This window comes from Stenotrophomonas sp., assembly GCF_031995405.1.
GTDB lineage: Bacteria > Pseudomonadota > Gammaproteobacteria > Xanthomonadales > Xanthomonadaceae > Stenotrophomonas.
Map to the genome: position 1 here is coordinate 1 of NZ_DAMAGC010000084.1, position 17,853 is coordinate 17,853.

17 protein-coding genes are annotated in these 17,853 nt (G+C 68.4%); 7 read left to right on the forward strand and 10 right to left on the reverse strand.

Annotated elements, in window-relative coordinates; all coding sequences use genetic code 11:
* Positions 1-608, forward strand: a 608-nt coding sequence (locus RTO53_RS14060; RefSeq protein ID WP_312238373.1) for a S49 family peptidase, incomplete at its 5' end; no start/stop codon positions are given.
* Between the two features lie 185 nt (positions 609-793).
* On the opposite strand, the gene RTO53_RS14065 is transcribed toward RTO53_RS14060, so the two are convergent.
* Positions 794-1,024: a hypothetical protein gene (locus RTO53_RS14065; protein ID WP_312238374.1), complete on the reverse strand. Its 231-nt coding sequence runs from the start codon at positions 1,022-1,024 to the stop codon at positions 794-796.
* A gap of 171 nt (positions 1,025-1,195) precedes the next feature.
* On the opposite strand from RTO53_RS14065, the gene RTO53_RS14070 reads away from it, so the two are divergent.
* Positions 1,196-1,972 (forward strand): SDR family oxidoreductase, encoded by a 777-nt coding sequence (locus RTO53_RS14070; RefSeq protein ID WP_312238375.1) that lies wholly within the window; start codon positions 1,196-1,198, stop codon positions 1,970-1,972.
* Between the two features lie 19 nt (positions 1,973-1,991).
* Here the strand turns inward: RTO53_RS14070 and RTO53_RS14075 are convergent, their stop codons facing one another.
* The 9 genes from RTO53_RS14075 to RTO53_RS14115 all read right to left on the reverse strand — a co-directional run bounded on the left by RTO53_RS14075 (position 1,992) and on the right by RTO53_RS14115 (position 11,636).
* Positions 1,992-2,723: a DUF4124 domain-containing protein gene (locus tag RTO53_RS14075; RefSeq protein ID WP_312238376.1), complete on the reverse strand. Its 732-nt coding sequence runs from the start codon at positions 2,721-2,723 to the stop codon at positions 1,992-1,994.
* A gap of 108 nt (positions 2,724-2,831) precedes the next feature.
* Positions 2,832-3,635: a DUF4124 domain-containing protein gene (locus RTO53_RS14080; RefSeq protein WP_312238377.1), complete on the reverse strand. Its 804-nt coding sequence runs from the start codon at positions 3,633-3,635 to the stop codon at positions 2,832-2,834.
* Positions 3,636-3,679: 44 nt separating this feature from the next.
* On the reverse strand, positions 3,680-4,240 hold the full coding sequence (locus tag RTO53_RS14085) for a Sua5/YciO/YrdC/YwlC family protein (RefSeq protein ID WP_312238378.1): 561 nt from the start codon (positions 4,238-4,240) through the stop codon (positions 3,680-3,682).
* A gap of 59 nt (positions 4,241-4,299) precedes the next feature.
* Positions 4,300-6,804 (reverse strand): DNA topoisomerase I, encoded by a 2,505-nt coding sequence (locus tag RTO53_RS14090; RefSeq protein WP_312238379.1) that lies wholly within the window; start codon positions 6,802-6,804, stop codon positions 4,300-4,302.
* Positions 6,805-6,995: 191 nt separating this feature from the next.
* Positions 6,996-7,904: an RDD family protein gene (locus RTO53_RS14095; protein WP_312238380.1), complete on the reverse strand. Its 909-nt coding sequence runs from the start codon at positions 7,902-7,904 to the stop codon at positions 6,996-6,998.
* Between the two features lie 43 nt (positions 7,905-7,947).
* Positions 7,948-8,739, reverse strand: coding sequence for a GYF domain-containing protein (locus tag RTO53_RS14100; protein ID WP_312238381.1), 792 nt, complete (start codon positions 8,737-8,739; stop codon positions 7,948-7,950).
* Positions 8,740-8,776: 37 nt separating this feature from the next.
* A complete protein-coding gene (locus tag RTO53_RS14105) occupies positions 8,777-9,250 on the reverse strand; it encodes a DUF494 family protein (protein WP_256775937.1) in 474 nt (157 codons plus the stop codon).
* Between the two features lie 42 nt (positions 9,251-9,292).
* The gene (gene dprA / locus RTO53_RS14110; RefSeq protein ID WP_312238382.1) at positions 9,293-10,432 is read right to left on the reverse strand and encodes a DNA-processing protein DprA; all 1,140 of its coding nucleotides are present in this window, start codon (positions 10,430-10,432) and stop codon (positions 9,293-9,295) included.
* A 73-nt stretch (positions 10,433-10,505) separates the two neighbouring features.
* On the reverse strand, positions 10,506-11,636 hold the full coding sequence (locus RTO53_RS14115) for a LysM peptidoglycan-binding domain-containing protein (RefSeq protein ID WP_312238383.1): 1,131 nt from the start codon (positions 11,634-11,636) through the stop codon (positions 10,506-10,508).
* Positions 11,637-11,762: 126 nt separating this feature from the next.
* Here RTO53_RS14115 and def point away from each other — a divergent pair, with 126 nt between their 5' ends.
* From def to RTO53_RS14140, 5 genes are all read left to right on the forward strand, one after another.
* On the forward strand, positions 11,763-12,275 hold the full coding sequence (def, locus tag RTO53_RS14120) for a peptide deformylase (protein ID WP_312238384.1): 513 nt from the start codon (positions 11,763-11,765) through the stop codon (positions 12,273-12,275).
* A gap of 99 nt (positions 12,276-12,374) precedes the next feature.
* Positions 12,375-13,298: a methionyl-tRNA formyltransferase gene (gene fmt / locus RTO53_RS14125; protein WP_312238385.1), complete on the forward strand. Its 924-nt coding sequence runs from the start codon at positions 12,375-12,377 to the stop codon at positions 13,296-13,298.
* A 1-nt stretch (position 13,299) separates the two neighbouring features.
* Positions 13,300-14,637: a 16S rRNA (cytosine(967)-C(5))-methyltransferase RsmB gene (rsmB, locus tag RTO53_RS14130; protein WP_312238386.1), complete on the forward strand. Its 1,338-nt coding sequence runs from the start codon at positions 13,300-13,302 to the stop codon at positions 14,635-14,637.
* Positions 14,638-14,662: 25 nt separating this feature from the next.
* The gene (locus RTO53_RS14135; RefSeq protein ID WP_312238387.1) at positions 14,663-16,387 is read left to right on the forward strand and encodes a glycosyltransferase family 39 protein; all 1,725 of its coding nucleotides are present in this window, start codon (positions 14,663-14,665) and stop codon (positions 16,385-16,387) included.
* Positions 16,388-16,573: 186 nt separating this feature from the next.
* Positions 16,574-17,812: an O-antigen ligase gene (locus RTO53_RS14140; RefSeq protein ID WP_312238388.1), complete on the forward strand. Its 1,239-nt coding sequence runs from the start codon at positions 16,574-16,576 to the stop codon at positions 17,810-17,812.
* The last annotated feature ends 41 nt before the right edge of the window (positions 17,813-17,853 follow it).

The following is a 17,853-nucleotide window of genomic DNA, read 5'->3' on the forward strand; positions in this document are numbered from 1 at the left end:
ATCCTTCGACCATCACCGGGTCGATCGGCATCTTCGGCATGATCCCGAACGTGGTCCGTTCGCTGGACAAGATCGGCGTGCATACCGATGGCGTGGGCACGACCCGCTTCGCCGGTGCGTTCGACATGACCCGTCCGATGGACCCGGCCGTGGGCCAAGTGATCCAGTCGGTGATCAACAAGGGCTACGCCGATTTCACCGGCAAGGTCGCCGACGCCCGCAACAAGCCGGTCGAGGCAGTCGATGAAGTCGCCCGCGGCCGCGTGTGGAGCGGTGCGCAGGCCAAGGAACGTGGCCTGGTGGACGAATTTGGTGGGCTCAAGGCTGCCGTTGCCGACGCGGCCAAGCGCGCCAAGCTGGGCGACGTGGACAAGGTCCGCGTGCGTTACATCGAGAAGGGCGCCACGCCGTTCGCACAGTTCATGAGCGGCTTTGCCGGCAGCCATGCCGGTGCGTGGATGCTCGGCGAGTCGGGCATGGCGCGGCTGATGCTGGCCCGTTCGATGCCGGAGCTGGATACCCAGCTGCGCTTCGTCGAAGACGCCGCCCGCGATCCGCGCGGCAGCGCCCCGGTGAAGGCGCTGGCGTATTGCTTCTGCGGGTTCTGACCGGCTGCGATGCGAGATGAAAAAGCCCGGCGAATGCCGGGCTTTTTTTTGGCTCCGGACCCGGTAGAGCCACCCCATGGGTGGCTGCACGCGGTGCAAGATCATGTAGAGCCACCCCATGGGTGGCTGCACGCGGTGCAAGATCGAAACGCAGCCACCCATGGGGTGGCTCTACCGGGCAACGATCAGGGCGTTGTGGGCGCGTCGTTGTCTGCGTCGTCGGCGGCGCGCGTGTCCGGCGCCTTTTCCAGCATGTCGCGCGCGGCCTTGGCCTTGTCCAGCGGTTTCTGCATCGCATCGCGCAGTGCGGTGGCCTGCGGCTCCGGTGGCTTGTCCGGTGCCGGCGCTGGCACCGGTCGGTTGCAGCCGGCAATCGCCAGCAGCGAAATCAACGGCAGGAGAGTACGGATGTTCATGGCACGCGCCTCGCGATGGGCCGGGGAGGGCAGTGTCGCACCGTCGCGCAGGGCAGGTGTGATGGCGGGTGCGCCGACGCTGCGCGGGCGCTGCGCTATCCTTGCGCCGGACGCGTTGCACGGTGCAGCGCGCCGGCAACATGGGGCAGCGCCCCGACGCAGGAGACACATGTGAGCGCGCAACGTTGGCGACTGGACGGACAGACGGCATTGATCACCGGCGCCAGTGCCGGCATCGGCCTGGCCATTGCGCGGGAACTGCTGGGCTTCGGTGCCGACGTGCTGATCGTCGGCCGTGATGCCGATGCGCTGGAAATGGCGCGCGATGAACTGGTCGACGCCTTCCCCGATCGCGAGATCCATGGCCTGGCCGCCGACGTCTCCGATGACGAAGACCGCCGCGAGATCCTGGACTGGGTCGAAGACCACAGCGATGGCCTGCACCTGCTGATCAACAACGCCGGCGGCAACATCACCAAGCCGGCCACCGAGTACACCGAGGACGAGTGGCGCGGCATCTTCGAGACCAACCTGTTCTCGGCGTTCGAACTGTCGCGGTACGCCCACCCGTTGCTGGCCCGGCATGCGGCCTCGGCCATCGTCAATGTCGGCAGCGTGTCCGGGCTCACTCACGTGCGTAGTGGCGCGGTCTATGGCATGACCAAGGCGGCGATGCACCAGATGACCCGCAACCTGGCAGTGGAATGGGCCGAGGACGGCATCCGGGTCAACGCGGTGGCGCCGTGGTACATCCGCACCCGGCGCACGTCCGGTCCGCTGTCCGACCCGGACTACTACGAGGAAGTGATCGACCGCACCCCGATGCGCCGCATCGGCGAGCCGGAAGAAGTGGCTGCGGCGGTGGCGTTCCTGTGCCTGCCGGCGTCGAGCTATGTCACCGGCGAATGCATCGCGGTGGACGGCGGTTTCCTGCGTTACGGGTTCTGAGCCCCGGCAACGGCTGGGGCTAGGGCACCGCGCAATCGCTGTCGGCGAGGATCGCCTGCAACCGCTCCCGCTCGGCGATGGCCCTGGCCTTGTTCTCCGGGGCGGCGAAACGCTCGCTGCCGCGTGCATCGCGGAAGCGCTGCTGCCAGCTGCTGCACCGCTGCGCGTCGGCAATGGCCTCGCACTGATCGCGGACCACCTCGCACCCGGCCGCATTGACGGGCGTGTTGCCGCCCAACGCGGTGATGTTCATCAGCACGCAGTGCGGCGGTGCCGGCTCGCGCTCATGCAGGTAGCGGTTGCCGTCGCTGCCCTGGCACTGGTAGATCTCCGGCAGCGGCGCCTTCGCCACCGCTGGGGCGTCCTTCGCTGCCGCCGCCTCCTGCTGCGCCTGGCGGCGCACCACGTCGCTGTCGAGGATCGCGCTGCCTTCGGCTTCCACCGAGGTCTGCACGTCGCCCTGCAGGCTCGGCAGCGGGGCGTGCTGGAGCATGCCGGCCGTGGCGGGCGCATCGACCACAGGCGCGATGGCCGCTGGGGTGGCGACGTCGGCGGTCGCCGGCGGCTGGCGCGACGCGGGCGCAGCAAAGCGCTCGATGCGCTGCGCGCTGCCCGCCGGGCACGGCTTGTTCTGCACGGTCAGCGCGCCATCGGGGTCGGTGCAGCGGAACAGCACCACGTCATCGGCCAGCGCGGCGGCAGACGCACACAGCAGGGCGGCCAGCAGCAACGCGCGGGTTGGCAGCGTCAAGCGAAGCGGGCGCGACGCGCGAAGAGGGGGAGCGGAAGCTGGATGCATCGGAGTGGGTTCATGCCTGACATCAAAAGCGCCAACTGCGCCTGCGCATTGAAGCACGTGCTAGCGGCAGTCGCGGTCCAGCCGCGCATCCACGCCGCGTTGTTCGCGGCTGAGCGCATCACGCTCGCCCTGCAATGCGCTGTTGTACTGGCGCACCAGCTCCCAGCGGCGATCCTTCAGACGCGAGCAGACCTCCTGCTGCGGCAATGGCGTGCACTGGTCGCGTACCAGCACGTTGCCGGTCGGGATCACCGTGTCGGTGTAGGTGCCGGGGTAGCCCTGGCGCTCCCCTTCCCACTGCGTACTGCCGCCGCCGATGCTGATGCTGCCCCCACCATGGCGGCCGCCGCCGGAGACGGTGAGCGCACCGCCGCTGGACTGCACCGACCCCGCGCCCATGGGGGCGATCGGCGGCAACGGCGGCGGCCGCGGCGGGGGTCGGCCGCCGCCAGGAGGACGGTAACCGGGGCCGTAAGGGGCGTACACGCTGGTCCACACCGGTACCCAGCGCGGATTGCCCTCACCGCTGTCGCTGGTGTAACGGCTGCCGTCGTCGCGCACGCATTCGTACAGGGGCTGCGGCGGCTGCACATGCACGTAGCGCACCTCGCGCTGCGGCGCGGCGGGCGTGGGCGCCTGGTCCGGATCGCGGTCGCTGCGTACCACGCGCGGCGCCGGGTCGCGCGGGCGCTGCATGTCGCGCACTTCCTGGCGACCGTCGCGGCACGGTGCGTCCTGCAGCGCCACCGCGCCGTTGCTGCCCACGCAGCGGTACACGCGAACATTGGCGGCATCCTGCGCGGCCAGCGGCAGGCTGCCGGCGCACAACAGCAGGGACAGGCTCAGGGCGGTCAGTCGGTGCATGGCCACAGTGTGCGGCTTTGCCGGCACGCACGCAAAACCCGGGTTCAGCTGCGCAGGATGTCGCCGCTGAGCGCGTCGCGGATCGGGGTTGGCTGGGCCAGTCCGCCGGTATCGCCGTCGATCAGTCCATCCAGCAGGGGCAGCAACGCCGGATCCAGTGCGGCGCGGGTCCGCGCCGGTGGTTGGCCGGCCAGGTTGGCGCTGGTGGACACCAGCGGCCCGCCCCAGGCGCGGCACAGCGCCGCCACCAGCGGATGGGCGCTGATCCGCACGGCGATGCCGCTGTGTTCGCCGGTAATCCAGCGCGGCGCGCGCGGGCCCGCCGGCAGGATCCAGGTGTGCGCGCCGGGCCAACTGGCCAGCACGGCGGCCTGACGCGATTCGGGCAGCGCCTGCAGGCGCACCCAGCCCTCGAGCTGGGCCAGTTCGGCCGCCACCAGGATCATGCCTTTCTCGACCGGACGTTGTTTGATCCGCAGCAGTTTCATCACCGCCGACGCATTGCCGGGGTCGCAGCCCAGCCCCCAGACCGCTTCGGTGGGATAGGCGATCACCCCACCGGCGCGCAGCGCAGGCAGGGCGGTATCCAGGGTAAGTAGGTTCATGCCGGGATTATCCCCCCGCTGCGGCGCGGGGGGATAGATGCAGTGCGGCCGAAGCCGGCTCAGGGAGCGGCTTTCTTGACTGCTTTTTTCACCGCTTTCTTGGCGGCCTTCTTCGCCGGGGCCTTCTTGGCCGCCTTCTTCACCGCGGTCTTCTTGGTGGCGGTCTTCTTGACCGCCGCCTTCTTCACCGTCTCGCCCGCTGCCTTCCTGGCCGGGGCCTTCTTGGCGGCGACCTTCTTGGTGGCCTTCTTGCCGAAGCCCTTGCGCACCGGCTTGCCGGTTTCTTCCATCAGCTGCTGCACGTCGGCCAGGGTAAGCGACGCCGGCTCGCGATCCTTGGGGATCTTGCCGTTCATCTTGCCGTCGCTGATGTACGGACCGAAGCGTCCGTTCAGCACCTGGATCTCGCTGCCCTCGAATTCCTTGATGATCCGGTTGCGTGCGATCTCTTCCTTTTCCTCGATCAGGAAGACCGCCCGGGCCAGGTCGATGGTGTAGGGATCATCCTCCTTCTTCAGCGAGGCGTAGGTGCTGCCACGCTTGGCGAACGGGCCGAAGCGGCCGATGCCGACGCTGACATCCTCATCCTTGTCCTGGCCCAGCGCGCGCGGCATCAGGAACAGCTCCAGCGCGTCTTCCAGGGCAATGGTGTGCATGGACTGGCCCGGACGCAGCGAGGCGAACTTGGGCTTGTCCTCGGCATCCTCGGCGGTGCTGCCGATGGCCGCGTACGGCCCGAAGCGGCCCAGCCGGACGCTGACCGGCTTGCCGGTCTTGGGATCGGTGCCGAGCTCGCGCGCGCCACTGGCTTCGGCACGGTCGACCGATTCGTTCTTTTCCACCACCAGCTTGTTGAAGGGGTCCCAGAAGCGGGCCATCAACGGAATCCAGTCCTCTTCGCCACGCGAGACGGCATCGAGTTCGTCTTCGAGCTTGGCGGTGAAGTCGTAGTCCACGTACTGGGTGAAGTGGCTGGACAGGAACTTGGACACCGCACGGCCGACATCGGACGGGCGGAAGCTGCGGCCTTCCATTTCCACGTACTTGCGGAACAGCAGGGTCTGGATGATCGAGGCGTAGGTCGACGGACGGCCGATGCCGTATTCTTCCAGCGCCTTGACCAGCGCCGCTTCAGTGAAGCGCGGCGGCGGCTGGGTGAAGTGCTGGTCGGCCACGATGCGCTCGAGCGGCACGCGGTCGCCGGGCTTCATCGCCGGCAGCTTGCGGCCTTCGTCGTCGTCCTCGGCGCTCTTGTTGTCCTTGCCTTCTTCGTAGACGGCCAGGAAGCCGGGCACCACCACGGTGGTGCCACTGGCGCGGAACACATGCTCGCTGCCGGCCGACAGATCCACGCTGACCGTGTTGAGCGTGGCCGGGATCATCTGGCAGGCCACCGCGCGCTTCCAGATCAGCTCGTACAGCTTGCGCTCGTCGTCGGTGAGGAAGCGGGCGACCTGTGCCGGGGTGCGCAGCGCCGAGGTCGGGCGCACGGCTTCATGCGCTTCCTGGGCGTTCTTGGACTTGGTCTGGTAGGTGTTGGGCTGGTCGGGCAGCGAGGCGATGCCGTAATCGCGGGCGATCACGTCGCGGATCTCGGCCAACGCATCCTGGGACAGGTTGACCGAGTCGGTACGCATGTACGAGATCAGGCCAACGGTGCCTTCTTCCTCGCCGATGGCCACGCCTTCGTACAGCTTCTGCGCCACCTGCATGGTCTTGCGGGTGGTGAAGCCCAGCTTGCGCGAGGCCTCCTGCTGCAGCGTGGAGGTGGTGAATGGCGGGGCCGGGCGGCGCTTGCGCTCCTTGCTGGCCACGTCGGTGACGTGCAGGGCGCCCTGCGCCGCCTGCTGGATGCGCAGGCGAGCCGCTTCGGCGGTGTCGCCGTCGGTCACGGTGAACTGTTCGAATTTCTGCCCGTCCAGCTTGATCAGTCGTGCGTTGAACGGCTGCGACGGATGCGCACAGGCGGCATCGATGCTCCAGTACTCGCGGGCGATGAAGGCCTCGATCTCTTCCTCGCGCTCGACGATCATGCGCAGCGCCGGGCTCTGCACGCGGCCGGCGGACAGGCCGCGCTGCACCTTGCGCCACAGCACCGGGGAGAGGTTGAAGCCGACCAGGTAGTCCAGCGCGCGGCGCGCCTGCTGGGCATCGACCAGGTCGCCGGCGATCTCGCGCGGATGGCCCATCGCTTCCTTGATGGCGCGCGGGGTGATCTCGGTGAAGACCACCCGCTGCATCGGCTTGTCCTTGACCAGGCCGCGTTCCTTCAGGATTTCGGCGATGTGCCAGCTGATCGCCTCACCCTCGCGATCCGGATCGGTCGCCAGGAAGATGTCGTCGGCGCTCTTGGCAGCCTTGACGATGGCATCGACGTGCTTCTCGTTCTTCTCGATGAGGTCGTAGCGCATCGCGAAGTTGTTGTTCGGGTCGACCGCGCCTTCCTTCGGCACCAGGTCGCGCACATGCCCATACGAGGCCAGGACAGTGAAGTCCTTGCCGAGGTATTTGTTGATCGTCTTGGCCTTGGCGGGCGATTCGACGATGAGCAGGTGCTTGGGCATGTCAGTTATTTCTTTGGGCAGCGGCCCGGGGGAGGGCGCTAGGGTGGAGCAAATGGCCGCATTAGTGAAGGGCAGCGGGCGATATCCATAAACTGAACGCCCGGGTATGCGCCGGGCGTTCAGCTTCTTTCTCTTATTAGAGGAATCACGACCGAGCCGCCCGTGTCAAGCGGCCCGGTGTGAGGGTCCGCTCAGGACATCGAGCTGGCGATGACCCCGATCATGGCGATGCCCAGTCCGATGGCGGCCACGGTGGCCACGCCGGAAATGACCAGAATCACGATGGTGACGGTGCCCAGGCCCGGTTCCTGCAGGTGTTCGTTCTCGGTGTAGGCCCATTTGTCGACCACCACCGTGTCGCAGATCATGTCGTGCAGGGCCTGCTTGCGCTCGGTGAAGGCGGCCATGATGAAACCGATCATCAGGGTCAGGCTGCTCAGGATGAAACCGAAGTAGCGGCCGATACCGCGCCCCAGGGTGAGGCGTTCGCCGTTGCCGCGCACCACCTTGATGCCCACGGCCATCTTGCCCAGCGTCGCGCCGCCCGCCGAGGCATGGAAGCCGGCGTAGTAGGCGATGCCCACGGCCAGGCTGGCCAGCATCGCCAGCAGGCTCATCACCACGCCCACCGATTCGTTCCCCGACACCGCGCCGATGCCGTTGAAGATCAGGCTGATCGGGACGTTGATCACACCGACCACCAGGGAATCGATGAAGTAGCTGGCAAAGCGCTTCCAGAAGCCGGCATAGACCACGTCGCCGCCACTGACCACCGCCGTGCCGGCATAGCTGCTGGCGGCCGGGGCGGTGTACGGGGAATGGGTGCCGCCCCCGGTACCGGGCAACGGCGCGGTGCCGTTGTCGATGGCGGTGTAATCGCCGCGCAGGTCGAAGCCGCTGCCGAGGTTCTCGGCCGCGCTGGACAGGTTCTGCAGCTGCAGCTCGTCCACCGCTTCAGACAACGGCTTCCACTGCGGATAGCCTTCGCGCCACACCAGCGTGGCCAGGTTGATCTGCGCGCGCTGGAAACGCAGGCGCAGCTCATCGGCGGTCAACGGGCCCTGGCGTTCCTGGCCATCGGCGAAATACCACTCGGTCATTGCTTCAATCCCCTTTGATTCTTCCATGGACATCGGTCCGGTTTCAGCCGCGGCAATCGAGCGGCAGGTATTTGTCGTCCGCTTCGGACGTGCATGTCCAGTGCTGCTGGTCCGGGTCGTAATCCAGCCACAACAGCTTGCCGTCCAGCTTGGTCTGGGCGGGCACCGACAATGCCGCTTCGATGCCGCAATGGCTGTTGTCGAAGCGCCCGATATGCACCGCCGTCAGCGCGCCGCTCGCATAGTCTTCGGCGGCCTGGAAGCCCTCATCGGCGTTCACCGGGCAGCGCCCGTTGGTGGAGATGAAGTCGACCATCTGCACCTTGATCGGTGACAGTTCCTCGACGGCCTGCGTGGTTTTCGCGCGCAGCGTGTATTCCTGATAGGCCGGCAAGGCGATCGCGGCGAGGATGCCGGCAATGCCGACCAGCACCAGCACGCACACACCGGCCACCAGGCCTGCAATCGCGCAGCCGGACAGGCCCTTGCGCGGGGGCACCGTGCCAGTGGCGAGGGGAGCGGTCGACGGCGGCATCGCCACCGGTGGAACCGACGCAGGGATCTGCGGTGGCACCGGTACAGCCGGCTCCACGGGCACGCCCACGCTGTCGATATCGGCCTGGATGACGGGATCGGGTTCGCTGGCCGGTGGCGGCACCAGCACCAGGCCGATCTCGTCGGCGACCTCGCGCAGCGGTTGCCACTGCGCCATGCCGTCGCGCCAGACCAGCGTATCGGCGGCGATACGGCTGGACTGGTAAAGCGCGATCAGCTCGTCAGACGCCAGCGGCCCACGCTGCTGGCGATTTCCTTCTGCATAGAACCACTGGCCCACGGCACGCTCCTGAATGCGCAAGGTGCCCAGTGTACGGTCAGTGGAGCGGTTCCGGTTCGTCGATGAACATCTGGGTTTCCATCCAGGCGTACGCCGCCTCGGAGCCGGGCTGGTTGAACAGCACCATCAGCACCACCCACTTGAGGTCGTCCAGGTCCAGTTCGTCCTGGTCCAGCGCCATCGCCCGGTCCAGCACCAGCTCGCGCTGGTTGGCGTCGAGGATGCCGTGCTGCTCCAGGAACATCAGGAAACCACGCCCTTCGACGTCAAGCTTGTCCAGCTCCGGGCCGTGATAGATGCGCACCGGGCCATCGACCCGGGCCAGGGTCACGGCCGGCCGCTGGTCGGCCAGGGCATCGAGCCAGTCGAACGCCTTCTTGATTTCGGTGGGGCTGAAGCCGGCCTGTATCAGGCTGTTCTGGAGGGTGTCGCGGTCACGGACAAGGTCCGGATCCTCGCTGAAATAATGTTCGAACAGGTACAGCAGGACATCCAGAATGCTCTCTTTCATTGCCCCTCGGCCTGCGTCAACGACGCTGTGGAGGTGAAGAAACTAGGGTTTTCGACAGTAGTGCCCGTAATGGGAAACCACCTTTCCATCCAGTTCCATGATCAGCAGCATGGCCGACAGCTGGGCCGTCGTCAATCCGCTGCGCTGGATCAATGAATCCATACCCGTTGGGTTGTCATCCAGTGCCTGCCACAAGCGCTGGTAGTCCGGGTCGGAGAAGGGAGGGGCGCCTCGCGGCGCGGGTCGTGCCTGTTCAGTGGGGGCGCCCAGCCGGCTTCGCAAGGCCTGGCCGAGGCTGCCCGCCAGCGCGGTCAGCCCGGCGATCACTTCGTCAGGGTGCTCCACCAGCTGGGCACCCTCACGGATCAGCCGGTGGCAACCGCGGGCCCGGGGATTGCGTACCGAGCCAGGCACGGCGAAGACCTCGCGGCCGGCCTCGGCCGCCAGTCGCGCCGTGATCAGCGCGCCGGAGCGATGGGCGGCCTCGATCACCAGCGTGCCCAGCGCCAGGCCGGCGATGAGCCGGTTGCGGGCCGGGAACTGATGCGCCTTCGGCGCTATTCCGGGCGGGTACTCGCTCACCACGGCCGCACGCGCGGCGATCCGCGACTGCAATTTGGCATGGGCGGGCGGATAGGTCTGGTCCAGGCCGGTGGCGACCACCGCCACCGTCACACCCTCCGGTACCCGCAGCGCAGCGTCATGCGCCCGCGCATCGACCCCGGCGGCCAGCCCGCTGATCACGGACAGGCCACTGCGCGCCAACGCGCCGGCGAATTCCGCGGCGAGCTCGGCACCGCTGGGGGACGGGGTGCGGCTGCCGACCACGGCCACCCCGGGATGCCACAGCGCAGCCGGGTCGCCCTGCACGAACAGGCCCGGCGGCGCCTCGGGCTGGTGGCGCAGCAGCACCGGGTAGTCCTCGCTGGTGATGGACAGCAGGTGGTGGTCCGGTTCGGCCAGCCATGCCTGCGCGCGGGCCAGCAGGGCGGGATCGGGGGCGGCCAGGCGGCTGCACTGGCCGGGGCTGCAACCGGCCGCGCGCCAGGCCATGGGGCCGGCGCGAAGGGCCCGGCCGGCATCGCCGTGCTGCTCCAGCAGGCGGCGCCGCGAGGGCACGCTGCCGCCGGCCAGGGCCAGGCGCAGCACCGCGTCGGCATCGTCGGTGAGAAGGGGGTTCATCCCCTCAGGCTAGGCCGCATACGCCGACGGCGCCCTGGGGCGCCGTCGGAGTGTTGCGTAAGGAATTGCCGCGTTACTGCGCGTCGGGATGCTTGGCCGCGTAACCGACCATGACCGGCTTGACCCCCTGCATCACCAGCGCATAGCTGACCTTGTCGAAGGTGCGGAACACCATCGCATGGGCGGCATACTCGTCCGGCAGGGTGATCCGGCCGGCGCCGTCGGTCAGCGAATCGTCCATCCGCGACGAACCGGGGTACTTCATCGTGTTGGCCACGTGGCGGCCCTGGCGCCACAGCGACACCACGGTGCCGTTGTCGATGCCATTGGCGCTGCCGGCGGAAATGGCGATGACATCGCGCGGTCCCCCGGACAGGAACATGTCCGTCACCGCCAACACGCGGATGTCCAGGCCTTCGCTCTGGGCAGCCGGGACATGCGGGAAGAACTGCAGGTCGTAGGGGGTGGCTTCGACCGGCACCAGGCGATCGCCATTGCGCACTTCACGCGCGCCGATCTGGGTCTGCAGGGCGATCGTGGTCACATCGACGTCGCCGGAGGCGACCTTGGTGACCGTGCCGATGTTGACCTGGGCCAGTTCGTAACCCAGCGTCTGGTTGCGCTTGCTGGGCACGAAGTAGTTCTTCCAGACGTTGCCGCTGCCGGGCGTGACCTCACCGCGGGCGGTCAGCTCTTCGGTCGGCTTGGGCAGGGCGTAGCGGACGGTCGGACGGACCACCGCGTAGCGCTGGCCCACTTGCGCCCCGTCCAGTCCGCGCACGTAGGCGACCTGGCCATTGGTGGCACGCAGGCGGTTGTCTTCCAGGCCGGCCACGAACGGCAGCGACTTGATCTCATCGACCACGCTGAGCTGTTTCAGGAACGGTTCGACCTGATCCAGCGGGATCGCATTGATCGGGGCTTCCTGGCGCGGGCCGGGCTGGGCCACGACGCGGTCCAGATAGGCCAGGCTCAGTACGTCGCCCGGGTAGATGAGATGCGGGTTCTTGACCTGCGGATTGGCCTGCCAGATCTCTGGCCACAACCACGGCTTTTTCAGGAAGCGCGCGGAAATGTCCCACAAGGTATCGCCCTTGCGGACGACGTAGGTATCCGGGTGCCCGCCATTCACTTCAACGGCGGTAGCATAGGTGGCGACGGTCAACATCGCCACGGCGACGACCGTACGAGTACGTTCAAACATAGGTGTGGTGCCTGATTCCCCAACAGGTGCCCGCACTATAGTCCAGAAACCGGGGCGCAGGGCAAGCGTTGGCGATAGAATTGCGACGTACGCCGCTTTGACCGGCGCCCCCTACCGGTATTTGCCATGGCTATCCTGCCTATCCTCGAGTTCCCCGACCCGCGCCTGCGCACCAAGGCTGCGCTGCTCGAACCTGCCGAAGTGACCACCCCGGCGTTCCAGGAACTTATCGACAACATGTTCCACACCATGTACGACGCCCCGGGCATCGGCCTGGCCGCCAGCCAGGTGGACGTGCACAAGCGCTTCATGGTCATCGACGTCAGTGAAGAGAAGGACACCCCGCGGGTGTTCATCAACCCGGAGATCGTGGCCAGCGAAGGCGGCCAGGTCTACCAGGAGGGCTGCCTGTCGGTGCCGGGCATCTTTGCCGATGTGACCCGCGCCAACGACATCACGGTGCGTTACCTCGACCGCCAGGGCCAGCCCCAGGAGCTGACCACCGATGGCGTGCTGGCCGTGTGCATCCAGCACGAGATGGACCATCTGGACGGCAAGCTGTTCATCGACTACCTCTCGCCGCTCAAGCGCGAGATGGTGCGCAAGAAGCTGGCCAAGCAGCGCAAGCACGTTGCCTGAGATGGCCACGGGCACGGCCGCGCGGGCTGACCGCGCGCCGCACCCGGTTGTTCGGCGCCGGCCACCGGCGCCGTTTTACTTTCTGCAAGTGGGGTTGCCATGAAGATTGTCTTTGCCGGTACGCCGGAGTTCGCCGTGTCCTCGCTGCGCGTGGCGGCGCGCCACCATGAAGTGGTGGCCGTGTACACCCAGCCGGACCGCCCGGCCGGACGCGGGCGCGGGCTGATGCCCTCGCCGGTGAAGCTGGAGGCGATCGCACGTGGCATCCCGGTGTTCCAGCCGGAAACCCTGAAGACCCCCGAAGCCCAGCAGCAGCTGCGCGACCTGCAGCCGGACCTGATGGTGGTGGTGGCCTACGGGCTGATCCTGCCCAAGGCCGTGCTGGCCATCCCGACCCACGGCTGCTGGAACGTGCACGCCTCGCTGCTGCCGCGCTGGCGCGGCGCTGCGCCGATCCAGCGCGCGATCCAGGCCGGCGACACCGAGAGCGGCGTGTGCCTGATGCAGATGGAGGCGGGCCTGGACACCGGCCCGGTGCTGCTCAGGCAGCATGTCGCGATCGGCGCCAGCGACACCGGCGGCCACCTGCACGATCGCCTGGCGGAACTGGGCGCGCAGGTGCTGTCCGATGGCCTGGGCCTGCTGCGCGCGGGAATCAAGCCGATCGCCCAGCCGCAGCCGGAGGCCGGGGTCACCTACGCGCACAAACTGGACAAGGCCGAAGCGCGGCTGGACTGGGCGCAGGACGCCCAGGCGCTGGAGCGCACCGTGCGTGCCTTCAACCCGTGGCCGATCGCCGAGGCGACCCTGGCCGGCGAACGCGTGCGCATCCATGGCGCGGTGGCCCTGCCGGACAACCAGGGCAAGGCGCCGGGCACCCTGCTGGCCGCGTCGCGCGAGGGCATCGACATCGCCTGCGGCCAGGGCGCGCTGCGCCTGCGCGTGCTGCAACGCGAGGGTGGCAAGGCGATTACCGCCGCCGATTACCTCAATGCGCGCCGTGACCTGGTCGTGGGCGCCTGAGATGACCCAGACCCGTGACAACAAGGCGGCCCCGCGCGCGGCCATGGCACCGGGCGTGCCTACCCGGGTGCTCGCCGCCAAGGTGCTGGCCCAGGTGATCGGCCGTGGCCGCTCGCTCAAGGCCGAGCTGACCCACGCGCTGCCGCAGCTGGACGACAGCCGCGACCGCGCGCTGCTGGAGGCGCTGTGCTTTGCCGTGCTGCGCCGCCGTGGGGCCTACGACGCAGCGCTGGCGCAGTGGATGCAGCGTCCGTTGAGCGTGCGCGAGGATGAACTGCGCGCGCTGTTGCTGGTCGGCTTCGCCCAGCTCGACGCGCTCGATCTTCCGGCCCACGCGGCGTTGTCGGCCACGGTGGAAGCGGCGCGGGCGATGGGCCGCGACCGCCAGGCCGGCATGGTCAATGCCCTGCTGCGCCGCGCCCAGCGCGACGGCATCCCGCGTGCGCCGGCGCGCGACGCGTTCCCGGACTGGCTGGCGGCGAAGGTCGAGCAGGACTGGCCGGAACAGGCTGACGCCGTGTTCAGTGCCAGCCTGGTGGCCGCGCCGCTGTGGCTGCGGGTCAACCGTCAGCACGGCACCCGCGACAGCATGCTCGACCGCCTCGCCGCCGCCGGCATTGCCGCCGAGGCCTCGGCGCTGGGCAGCGATGCGATCTGCCTGCCGGTGCCGGTGGCCGTATCGGCGCTGCCCGGGTTCGCCGAGGGTGCGCTGTCGGTGCAGGATCTGTCGGCCCAGCAGGTTGCCGACGCCCTGGCGCCGCGCACCGGCGCGCGGGTGCTCGATGCCTGCGCCGCCCCCGGTGGCAAGTCCGCGCACCTGCTCGAGCGCGATCCGACCCTGCAGCTGCTGGCGCTGGACATCGATCCGCGCCGCCTCAAACGCATCAGCGAGACCTTCGCGCGCACCGGCGTGGGTGCGCAGGCCCAGGTGCTGGCTGCCGACGCCACCGATCCGGACAACTGGTGGGACGGGCAGCCGTTCGACTGCATCCTGCTGGACGCGCCGTGCTCGGCCACCGGCATCATCCGCCGCCAGCCCGACGTGCTGCTGCACCGCCGCGCGACCGATATCGAGGCGCTGGTGGCGCTGCAGGCGCGCCTGCTGGATGCCTGCTTCCGGATGCTCGCCCCCGGCGGCACCCTGTTGTATGCGACATGCTCGATCCTGCGCGAAGAGAACCAGTTCCAGGTCGAAGATTTCCTCCAGCGCACCCCCCGCGCAGGCTTCCTGCCCTTGGACGAACGCTTCGGCCACGACTCGTGGGCCGGGCGCCAGCGCCTGCCGGGTGAAGAAGGTGCAGACGGTTTCTTCTACGCGCGTCTGTTAAAAAAGGGCTGATCCAATACCGCTAGACATGCGCCCCATGCTCAATACCCGCGCGTCCCGAGAGTTCTGGTTGCTTGCGTTGATGGCCCTGCTGGTCCTCGGTACCGGTCTGGGCATGCGTGATCCCTGGCCCTCGGACGAGCCGCGCTTTGCGCTGGTCGCCAAACAGATGGTGCTCAGCGGCGACTGGCTGTTCCCGCATCGCGGCACCGAGCTGTACTCGGACAAGCCACCCATGCTGATGTGGGCGCAGGCGGTGTTCTACAGCCTGTTCGGCAACTGGCGGGTGGCGTTCCTGCTGCCCTCGCTGCTGGCTGCGCTGGGCACGCTGGCCTGCGTGTACGACCTGGGCCGGCGGCTGTGGACGCGCCGGGTCGGGCTGTATGCGGCCTGGGCGCTGCTGTTCGCCGTCCAGTTCACCTTCCAGGCCAAGAAGGCACAGATCGATCCGCTGGTGGTGTTCTTCATCACCCTGGCCAACTACGGCCTGCTGCGCCACCTGCTGTGCGGGCCGGCGTGGCGCTGGTGGTGGCTGGGCTGGTTCGCCGCCGGGCTGGGGGTGATCACCAAGGGGGTAGGGGTGATCGCGCTGCTGATGATCCTGCCGGCAGCGCTGGCCTCGGTGCTGGGTTGGCCGCGGGTGCGGCTGCACGTGCGCGACTGGCGCTTCTGGCTGGGGCCGCTGGCATTCGCGCTGGCGGTGCTGCTGTGGCTGCTGCCGATGGTGCTGGCCGCCACCGGCAGTGGTTCGGCCGAGTATCGCGGCTACATGGACGACATCCTGTTCCGGCAGACCGCCAAGCGCTATGCACAGTCCTGGGACCACCACCAGCCGTGGTGGTACTTCCTGGGCACGATGCCATCGATGTGGGTGCCGGCATTCCTGGTCCTGCCGTGGGCGGTGCCAGCCTGGTGGCGGCGCCTGCGTCGGCGCGACCCGCGCTACCTGGTGTTGCTGGGCTGGTGGCTGCTGATCGTGCTGTTCTTCTCGATTCCGCACGGCAAGCGCGATGTCTACATCCTGCCGTCGCTGCCGATGTTCTGCCTGGCCCTGGCCCCGCTGTTGCCGGGGCTGCTGCGCCGTCGCGGCGTGCAGTGGCTGCTGGGCGGTTTCGTCGCTCTGTTGGCGCTGGGCCTGCTCGGCGCCGGTATTGCGATGTTGACCGGCCAGCCCGGCTTTGAGAGCAAGCTCATCCTGGAGCGCGGCATCGACACCGCGCTGACCTCCGCGCTGGGCTGGGTGGGCGTGGCCCTGGGCTGCTGGGCGGTCATGAGCCTGTGCGTGGCCGGGGTGCGCCGTTTCCATCTGGCCGTGGTGGCCACGCTGGCCATGGCCTGGGTCGCCTTCGGTCTGGTCGGCTATCCGCTCTTCAACGATTCCAGTTCCGCGCGCGGCTTGATGCAGCACATCGGCCAGCGCATCGGCAGCGACGGCGAACTGGGGCTGGTGGCATGGAAGGAGCAGAACCTGCTGATGGCCGACCGGCCGGCCACCACCTTTGGCTTCAACCGTCGGTGGGACCGGCAGCTGCGCGATGGCGTGGCCTGGCAGGCGGCCGAGCCGTCACGGCGTTGGCTGGTGGTGCAGGAGGATGCGCTGCTGGGCTGCGTGGATCGCGACACGGCCGAGCTGGCCGGGGTCGCCAACCGCCGCCGTTGGTGGCTGGTGAAGGCCAGCGACATCCACGGCCCGTGCGAGGCGACGTCCGCCGAGGCCGAGCGCGAACGCGCGCTGCACAGGATCGATGGCGATGAAGATTGAGACGCATAATGGGGCGCGTGCTGCCCGGCGCGTGCGCCATGCCCGTGGACGCCGGTTGCGTCCGAGGATTCCAGGGGCATGCATGCCTGTGTGTGGTCGAGAGTGGCAATGAAGCACAACACCGTGTCCCTGCCGTCCGAGGTTTCCCTGCCGCCATTGCAGGGACGGGGCCGGATTGCCCATCAGATGGCCAACCTGGGGCTGTTCTGCCTGCCCGCGCTGATCCTGACCGTGCCGCAGAACCTGCTGCCCTACGGCGTCGTGCTGCTGCTCAGTACGCTGCTGGCGCCGGAGCTGTTGTGGCGTGCGCGCCATCTGGCCGGGCGGCCGGTGATGGCCCTGACCTGGATGATGCTGGCGGCAATCGGCCTTGCGCTGTTGTCGATGTATCTGTTCGACCAGGGCCTGCGCGACATCGACAATCGCTCGCGGTTCGCGGTGATTCCGTGGCTGGCGCTGTGGGTCTGCGCGTTCCGGCCCGAGCTGCGCTGGCTGTGGGGCGGGGCGCTGGTCGGCCTGCTGGGTACGATGGTGTTGGCGATCATGCAGGTGGCGGGCGGTGCCCCGCGCGCCGACCTGAGCACCAATGCCATCGTGCTGGCGGACATCGTGCTGGTGCTGATGGTGCTGCTGGTGTTCTGCCGCCCGCACCGGCGCTGGAGCTGGGTGATCGTGGGCATGGTCGCCGGTTGCGTGACCATCGTGCTCAGCGGCAGCCGCGGGGTGTGGCTGGCGTTGCTGGCGCTGCTGGCGGTGATGGCGATGAGCCTGCGCTGGCGCACCGGGCCGGCACGGCTGGGCGTGTTGACCGGCCTGGTGGCGATCGCCGCCGCGCTGGCCCTGACCATCCCGAGCCTGCGCGAGCAGGTGCGCCTGACCGAACTCAAGCATGACGTGGTGCGGATGGAGCGGGGCGACAGCGACTCCTCCGCCGGCGCCCGGGTGGAACGGCTGCAGGTGGCCTACGAGACCTTCATGGACCATCCCCTGACCGGGGTGGGGATCGGCCACTTCGACAGCGCCATGCAGCGCCTGCCGGTGTGCCGCGAGGATCCCAACGAACTGCGCTGCCACCTGGGCCATGCGCATAACGACCTGGCCGAGTGGTCGGCCACGCAGGGGATACCGGGGCTGCTGCTGTTGCTGGCGGTCTATGGCGTGCCGCTATGGGTGTTCGTGGGTCTGCACCGGCGTAGCGGCGAGACCACCTTCCGCGGTCCGGCGGCGGCCGGGATCATGATCGTGGTGGCGTACGTGCTGTGCGGGATCACCCAGTCGATGTTCGCCCACCAGATCACCGCCAGCTTCTACGTGACCATCGTTGCGCTGTTGGCCGGGTTGTCGGTGATGCAGGGTCACCAGCGTCGGCAGGCCGTGGCACTTGCGCAGGCCGATGCCACCGCCAGGGCTCAGGCGCCGGGCTGATCACGAGGTGGGTCGCTGACCGGCTGCCCGTGCTGGAGCAT